Here is an 8330-nt window from a genome sequence, read left to right on the forward strand (position 1 = left end):
CCTATTCCCCACACCCCACACCCCACACCCTACTCCCTGTTCCCTGTTCCCTGTTCCCTGTTCCCTTTTCCCTTTTCCCTGCGCTATAACTGCTGCTGATTGAGATAGAAATAATGTCCTCGCTTTGCCATTAAGTCTTCGTGAGTACCGCTTTCTATCAAGACCCCTCTATCCAGGACTAAAATCAGGTCAGCTTTCCGTACGGTAGAAAGACGGTGAGCAATCACTAGGGTGGTGCGGTTTTTGAGAATAGTATTGAGATTGGTCTGAATAATCCGCTCGGATTCCGCATCCAGGTGGGAGGTGGCTTCATCGAAAATTAATAGGCGGGGATTTCCCAACAGGGCGCGAGCAATGGCTAAACGCTGTCGCTGTCCCCCAGACAACATCCCACCTCCCTCCCCAATCTCGGTTTCATAGCCCATGGGCAGTTTTTGGATAAATTCATCGGCACCGGCGAGTTTTGCTGCTGTGATAATTTCGTCTAAGCTAGCTGAGGGATAAGCCAGACCGATGTTTTCTCGAATTGTCCCTCCAAACAGAAAGGTATCTTGATCAACCACACCAATTTGCTGGCGCAAGGAGCCTAAGGAAAGACTGGTGATATCTTGCCCATCAATCAACACTTTCCCATCTGAGGGAAGATACAGCCCCAACATTAACTTGGAAATAGTGCTTTTCCCGGAACCACTGCGCCCCACTAGGGCGACCATTTGCCCTGGTTTTACCTCAAAACTAAGATTTTCCAGGACATTGGAATCACTTTCTGGGTGATAGCGGAAGGTGACCTGATCAAAACGAATGTGACCGCGCAATTCAGGTAATGATTGCCGTGCTTGATGGTGCAAATCTTCTTCTGGTTGGTAATCCAGCACATCATTGATGCGCTCCATGGCAATCACGACTTCCTGAAATTCATTCCAAAGTACCGTGATCCGCTTGAAAGGGGTGATCACTTGACCCAGCAACATATTAAAAGCGACCAATTGCCCAATGGTAAGCTGATTTTGAATTACCAACCATGCCCCAAACCAAAGCAGTGCGGTAGTGGCTAACCCCTCGATGGTATTGCTGAAAATCTGGAGTCGATTGCTAATCACTTGCCCAGAAAAGTTAGTTTTAACTTCTTTATTTAATAACTCTTCCCAATGCCAGCGTACGGTTTGCTCAACTGCTGTAGACTTGACAGTGCGGACACCAGAAAGCACTTCAATCAGATAACTGCTTTCTTTTGCGATCGCATTAAATACTTCCCGAGAAATTCGTTTTAAAAACGGTGTAGAAATCAACGCTAGCAGGAAAAAAGGTGGTACAATTACCAAAATTAGCAGCGCCATCTTCCAACTGTACCAAAACATCAATCCCACATAGATAAAAACTGTTAGTAAATCTAGCAGGATAGATAACGCTTCACCGGTTAGAAACCGCTCAATTTTACGATTTTCCTGAATCCGGGAGGTAATATCACCCACAAAACGAGACTCAAAGAAACCTAAAGGTAATCGCAAGGTATGGCTGATAAACCCCACAATCAGTGCTAGGTCTACTTTATTTGCGGTGTGGTCAAGCAAATATTGCCGCAACCCGGTAATCGCAACCCGAAACATAGTAAACATCAGCAATCCTAACCCCACAGCAGTTAGGGTGAGGGTGCTCCGTTGCACCACCACTCGGTCTAAAATTATCTGGGTAAATATGGGGGTAACCAGACCAAATATCTGGATCATCAGGGAAGCAAAAAATACCTCCAGCAACACGACACTGTGAGGCTTTACCAACTCAAAAAATTGCCAGAAGGAGGTCTTACTTTCTTTGGTATCCTTCAGGATTGCTGTAGGTTCCAGTAGCAGTGCATAACCAGTCCAATCGGCTTTGAATTCCTGGTGACTCAGAGTTTTTTGACCAAGAGCAGGGTCACCAATTACCACATGCTTAGGGGTAATTTCATAAACAACAATAAAGTGTTTTCCTTCCCAGTGAACAATAGCAGGTAGCTGTTGTTTTGCCAGTTGATCCAGACTAGCTTTCACCGGTCGAGTGGAAAAGCCAATACTTTCCGCCGCTGCTGATAGTCCCCGCAATGAAGCACCATTACGGTCGGCATTGGAGATATCTCGCAAACGGTTAACACTGAATCGTTTCCCCCAATAACGACCGATCATCACCAGACAAGCAGCACCACAGTCAGAACCACTCTGTTGGGCAAAAAACGGATAGCGCCGGATCACTCGCTGCCACAAATGACCAACTTTTTGAGTAGGGCTAGGAAAGTAAGCTTTGCTGATGGTTTGCTTGGGCTTTTGGTCTCCTGAGGTGGGAATCTGTTTTTTCTCCCCTACTTCCCCTACTTTCTCTGCTTCTGCCAAAGGGCTCTCCGAGGGCATCACCAGGGAATTGTGCCCTTGGGCCTGACGATAAAAATGCTCGCGGATTTGGGGATGTTTGCTAATCAGGGGAAATAACAGTTCTGGAGTTAGATAACAGAGCTTAGTTTTGAGGGAAGCTCTAGCTGAGTAGCACTCAAAAGACTCTTCTGGAAAGAAAGTACACTCCCCAAAGGACGCTCCAGCTTCTAAGTTGGTAATTAACTCCCCCGCGCTATTAATCAGTCTGACCTTTCCGGAAATCACAATATAAATGCCAGCCTCAGCATCTGTTGACTGCCAAAATTGACCGACCGTTGGCTCGCGATATTTTATTTGTTTGAGAGAGCGTGATACCTCTAATTCTGAAAGAGAATGGCCTAGAGTATTAGCTAGTTGCTGAGGAGAAATCAGTGGATTAGATCTAGGATTAGATTTAGATATATGTCGAACCATAATCTCATACCATGTTGCTGGGATTGAATAGCCAAAAACTATTGGAATCGGAGCCATTAGCGGATTTCAGGTCAGAAATAAAGATGCTGTGACCATCCTTTTCCTGTCTGCTAGGGGAGTTAACCTTTCTCCGTGTTGGTATCGTCGATAATCCCATGTCTTTGAGCAATCGTTGCAGGTGGCGATTGCTGAGTTCAATTCCGAATTCTTTGGCCAGATGTTTGTTTAACCAATTCACTGTCCAACGGCGAAAGGAATACCCATAATCCCGGGGACTCTGGTTAATCAGTTCCTTCAAACGCTCTAAATACTGCTCATTGACTGCCTTCGGGCGACCAATGGGACAATCCTGCCATTGGTGAGCCATCCCACTACGAGCGATATGCATCCAATGTCTTACTGTTGCGGCACAACACCCCAAGGTTTGACAAATTTCCGTTTGAGATTTGCCCTCATCTGCCAATAACATAATTTGAATCCGCTGACGGTAGGACTCATGTAAATCCTCTTCTAGGCTTTTTTGGAGCAGTTTGCGTTGGAATGCTGTTAAATAATGACTTTGAGGAATTTTGGCGTCTTTACCTTGATTTTTGTCCATATCAAATTGAAGTAAGGTAAAACACAGTACATCTATACTCCGTCGAGATTAACAACGGGAGTTTTTTATGGGAGTTTTTTCTGTCGGAAAAACTATGGGTTGCCATAAAGTAGATGTAGTTTAAACCCTGAAAAGCTATAGCGCTGCGCGCTTCGGATCAGGGAACTTGGGATCAGGGAACTTTGGATTAGGAAACAGCAGGAAAGAGTAATGCAGCGCGTTCTTGGGGGTCTCCACGGGGCTTTCAAGCTGCAGACGCAGGTGACCCATGCAGCCCCTCCCCATTAGCAACAACGCGCTTTGAGATTGGTTTGAGCAATTATTATTCCCTTGAATTTGGAAACACCATTAGACCCATTGCTATAGCTAGTTTTTTCAGTGGAGTGGAAGCCTGAGTTAATGCATTTCCCTGGGTAAGACTTTAAAGGTGAGTGTTATAGTTCACCATTTGCTACATGAGCTGAGTTTTTTGGTTCGTGAACCATTACGATGGCTGCACGCTGCTACATGTATAAGCAATGTTGAGTTGGTAGTAACGGCTTCTTTGCCTATTATTCACTCATAATAGGTAATGCTGACAGTACCCAAAAGGGTACTGTTTCACTGCGCTTTCTGTGTTAAGGCAATATCCAGAATATGCATTTAAATTTCAGTCCGAGCCACTTATTGATGTGTAGGCGTAATCGGCCAGAATTGGGATGAAAACCTCTCTGGGTAAGGGAAAAAGGTCAATTGCGTGAAAGTGAATACTTAATCATATACGCCTTGAAGGTGAATCGCCCGCCCCATCTAGGTTGATCGGTGATGGGATTGCAAGATTGTATCAAAGTCCCGCTATCTGGTATTTGATTCATGACGATAACTCATCCTTACGGGTTTAGGACTACCAAGAGTATTAACCTTTATTGGTTGCCCTCACTCTAATTAATGTCTCCAAAAAATCAATTTTTATACAATTTTATGTAAATTTTTGTAACGAATATCAAATATAGCACTACCCATTAAGATTTTTTTTCTAAACTCGGAAACCTAGTCCTAGCTTACTTCTGACTTGCCCGTAGCGCTATCTGGAGTGGGCTTGGGTTCCTCTTGCCTGTTGCCTGTTGCCTGTTGCCTCTTGCCTTTCCCTAGCTGACGGCTAACTATTAATACCTGACGCTTTATATTCACTTCTATCATTGATCGACTTGTAGAGATCATCAAGTCTTTTTTTTACCTCTGGAGGTTGGGATGTAAAACGGATATAAAACCCTAGATGTTCTGTCTCAAGTGACGTCACTTTAGCATAGATGTCATCACTATATTCTGCTTGGGATTGATTTAATATATTTAGGCTTATATTACTGAGCTCTACTGGTAAATCCTCTCTTCGTCTCTCGTAGGAACGCACTTTTGCTCCCTTAGCTGAAAGCTGAATTAAACTTCCGAGAAAAAGATTTTTACCGATATGCTTTCCTTCCAAAATTTTGTAGGTAAGTGGGATAGCTTTAGGAAGGGGAAAAAACTCTTCATCTTCTTTAGGTAGAAATAGATTGTACTGATCACCAATACCCACAACTTGATAGATAGTAATTGGCTGTTTAACCCCTTTTGGTTGTACCTGTTTGTGCCCGTGAGTAATCACGATAGACTTAACCTGTTCAAAGGTAGATTGTGAAATCATAATTTGACCACCTATGGTATAGGATTCAATGCGATAGGTTAAGTTTACTTGGCTACCTACTACACTGTAATCGGTGCGTTTTTCTGAGCCAATATTGCCCACCACAACATCACCTGTGTTGATACCAATACCCATTTCTAGAGGTGGATAGCCCCAGGCATTCATGGTTTCGTTGACAGGAACCATTGCCAATTGCATCGCCACAGCACAAGCAACTGCCCGTTTTGTATCGTCTTCTCTGGCCGTGGGAGCACCAAATAAAACCAAAATTCCATCACCCATGAACTTATCAATGGTTCCTTGGTATTTAGTAATTACCTCTGACATATGTTTCAGATAGAGGTTGAGAATTTGAACGACTTCTTCGGGAAGCAATCGTTCTGATAGTGCTGTAAATCCTCTTAAATCAGAGGTTAGTATGGTAAGAGTTTTGCGCTGGCCTCCCAGTTTCAATTCTTCGGGTTTTTCCAGTAAGTTATCTACTACTTCTTTACTCAGGTAACGCCCAAAAATCTGACTAATTATTTGATTCCTTTTTTCTAAATCTTGGTTAGCTTCAGCCAAAGCAGCCGTGCGTTCCCTAACCCGCCTTTTTAATTCCTTTGCTGTTTGACGCAATCTACCGATAACCAAAATTAGCCCTGAGAGTGCCAACACAGATAGTCCTCCTAAGGTGATCAATGTACTCCTCAAACTCATTTGTGTGTGTACCACAAATTTATCTAGAGGCTGAATGATTTCCAAAACACCTCTGACCTCTCCTACTTTCCAATCCATCCTGGGACTATCCGGATGGCTGTTATGACAAGCAATGCAGCTAGGCTCCATAATGATGGCTTCTGCATATCGAAATGAAGAACGACCTTGGATCTGCTCTTGGCGAAAAAATGACTGAGTGGGATATTTTCTCAAGAATTTGAGTGCATCCCATTCAAAATCATCTTTCGGACCCCCTTCAGCTTGTCGATTGGGAAATGGATAATCACTGTAAAGCCTGATTAAAGCTCCCGTATCATTGGCACTGATGCGCGAACCCAGTTCTATCACATAGGTGGCTGGATTAGGAATTGCCCCTTTTTTGGTGGTGTAGTTATGGGTAACGGTAATCCCATGAACAGTTGTAGCACGACTAACTACGTCAGTACTGTAGAGGTTACGTGCCTCATTAATAACTTGAGCGGATAAGGCTGAATACTCTAGTGCATGGGATTCAATTAGATCCATAGAGAGACGAGACATGCTTGAGAGGGCAATTCCCACTCCCAGGCAAAACATGATCGTTAGAACCAGGATTATTCTCTGAAAAATTAGGTTTAGTAACCAGTGCCATAATTTAAAAATTAGGTGTCGCATCCCATAGAAACCCCAACCGAAAAGCGTGTTATTCAAAATTCCTTTCACCCCTGGTTGAGAACACAATCTCAGAGGTGATAGTTATAGAGTTCCCTGAAATGCTGGCAAAACCTAAATTTGGCTTGCCATTAGGACTAATATTGTTAGCATTCAGTTATCAGCTATCAGCTTTTGAATAAAACAGCTAACTATTTTTTTATCTGAGTTATTTCACAGGGCCAAAGCCTGTGCAACAAAGCACCGATCAGTAGCTTCAGCCAAAGGCCTTTGGCTGAGGGCTGACCGCTGAGGGCTGACCGCTGACCGCTGTTCGCGCAGCGTGCGCTACGGGCATATGCTTACCTAATACCTAATAGTTAATCGAGCCAATTTGAAAAATCCTGGGAAAATTGATCAAGAGACAACAACTGAATTATCGGGTCATTACAAGCAGATTCTTGCTCAGTTTTTGTGTTGTAGCCCCAATCAGCTAGATAGAGTTTCACCGGTTTGAGGTCTGGCTGCTGTTGCACAGATTGAAGGGTCTTGATCCGATCTTCCACAAACCATAGTGTTACGGCTTCCCCAGGAAAAGTTTCAATTAATTGTCGTAGGGTTTGATGTTTGGGTCGTTTGGACTCCTTGCCAATAATTCTGTCTTGTGGTAATTTAATACCTTGTTGCAGCAATAGTTGTTTGATGAAGCGTCCTTCTTTAGTAGAAACAATATATACCTGTGTGGTATTTGTGGAAAGTATTTGCTCCAATCGCTCAATCACACCGGGATAAAATTGGTGTAGACTCAACCAACCATCTAAATCGGTAGTAATCCATTTATCCCGAATAGTGTCTAACTGCTTGGCTGTATCGGTTTTGTCTAAGGTCTCGGAATTAACGATAGACTGGGCAACCGTAGACCAATTCTGCAAAATCTCGTCTTCTGGAATACCCACAATCAGCGCGTGAATCAATATTGGCATTTCCCAGCCAGTTTCGATCACAGGTCGTAAGCGGTAGAAGCTAGGTGCTAAATTCTCGGGTGGTGTTTCACTGGCGGGTTTCCAAATTTGACAGTATGTACGCCACGCGGTCTGAAAATACTCTAATAGTCCGTTACACAGAACACCGTCAAAGTCGAGAGCCAGAATTGTGGGTACCATTTCACTTGATTAATACTTATGAATACTACAACTTACTATACTCAAAATTAAGGTAAAAAAGTCAAATAGTTTAGCTTTATTTTTTTACCTTAATCTTTACTTTTATGCAATAATAAATAGCAAAGTTTTAGTGAATTGGTATAATTTTTTAACACCCTCCTTGAGGACGGTCTTAATTGCTTTTTGACCCACGATCAGGGGCAGAAACCCATGTAGTACAATCCATTGGTAATGCTAAGGAACTAGAGACTGGGCTTCTTCAAACCGTTGAGTGCGATCGCTTTTAGCGGAAGCTTCGCTTCATCGCGTAGCGTAGCCCTTTGGGCTAATCGCATAAGCGCGGAAGCGGAGGCTTTGCCGAAACGCTTCCGGAGCGTAGCGTGACCTATGGTCAATCGCTTTTAGTGTGTCCTACGGCCAATCGCGTAGCGGCTCTGTTCCCGTAGCGTGGCCTTTGGCCTTAAGAGCATCGCATTAATCACTAAATATAGCGCTATATATAAATTAGGAGCTCTCAAGGTATATAGCGTTTTCATTTCACGTGAAAATGCTATACTTGTTAAGCCAAACCACTATTCCTCCTCAAGGAACCATAAAAACTAATAGAAGTTACCACCTAACCCAGGGTTTTCGAGATCAAGTTTTTCGATCACCCCTTGTCCTTTGCTGATCAGGTGCATCTAATCTTTGTAAATAAAGAAGGGAAGTGTGGGAAGTGTGGAGCCCGGGCGGGGGAAATGTGGCAATTTTTGCGCGAA

4 protein-coding genes are annotated in these 8330 nt (G+C 43.6%); all 4 read right to left on the reverse strand.

All coding sequences use genetic code 11. The features are described 5' to 3' along the window. Window positions 1-83 precede the first annotated feature (83 nt). The 4 genes from F6K52_RS05910 to F6K52_RS05925 all read right to left on the reverse strand — a co-directional run bounded on the left by F6K52_RS05910 (window position 84) and on the right by F6K52_RS05925 (window position 7572). Window positions 84-2819, reverse strand: a complete 2736-nt coding sequence (locus F6K52_RS05910; protein ID WP_293075309.1) for a peptidase domain-containing ABC transporter — start codon at window positions 2817-2819, stop codon at window positions 84-86. A gap of 4 nt (window positions 2820-2823) precedes the next feature. Beyond that, window positions 2824-3417, reverse strand: coding sequence for a helix-turn-helix domain-containing protein (locus F6K52_RS05915; protein ID WP_293075312.1), 594 nt, complete (start codon window positions 3415-3417; stop codon window positions 2824-2826). A gap of 1138 nt (window positions 3418-4555) precedes the next feature. Then, window positions 4556-6355 carry an adenylate/guanylate cyclase domain-containing protein gene (locus F6K52_RS05920; RefSeq protein ID WP_293075314.1) on the reverse strand — a complete coding sequence of 600 codons (1800 nt, stop codon included), beginning with the start codon at window positions 6353-6355 and terminating at the stop codon, window positions 4556-4558. 434 nt (window positions 6356-6789) lie between these two features. Then, a complete protein-coding gene (locus F6K52_RS05925) occupies window positions 6790-7572 on the reverse strand; it encodes an HAD hydrolase-like protein (RefSeq protein ID WP_293075316.1) in 783 nt (260 codons plus the stop codon). Window positions 7573-8330 lie beyond the last annotated feature (758 nt).

The organism is Moorena sp. SIO3H5, from assembly GCF_010692395.1.
Classification (GTDB): domain Bacteria; phylum Cyanobacteriota; class Cyanobacteriia; order Cyanobacteriales; family Coleofasciculaceae; genus Moorena.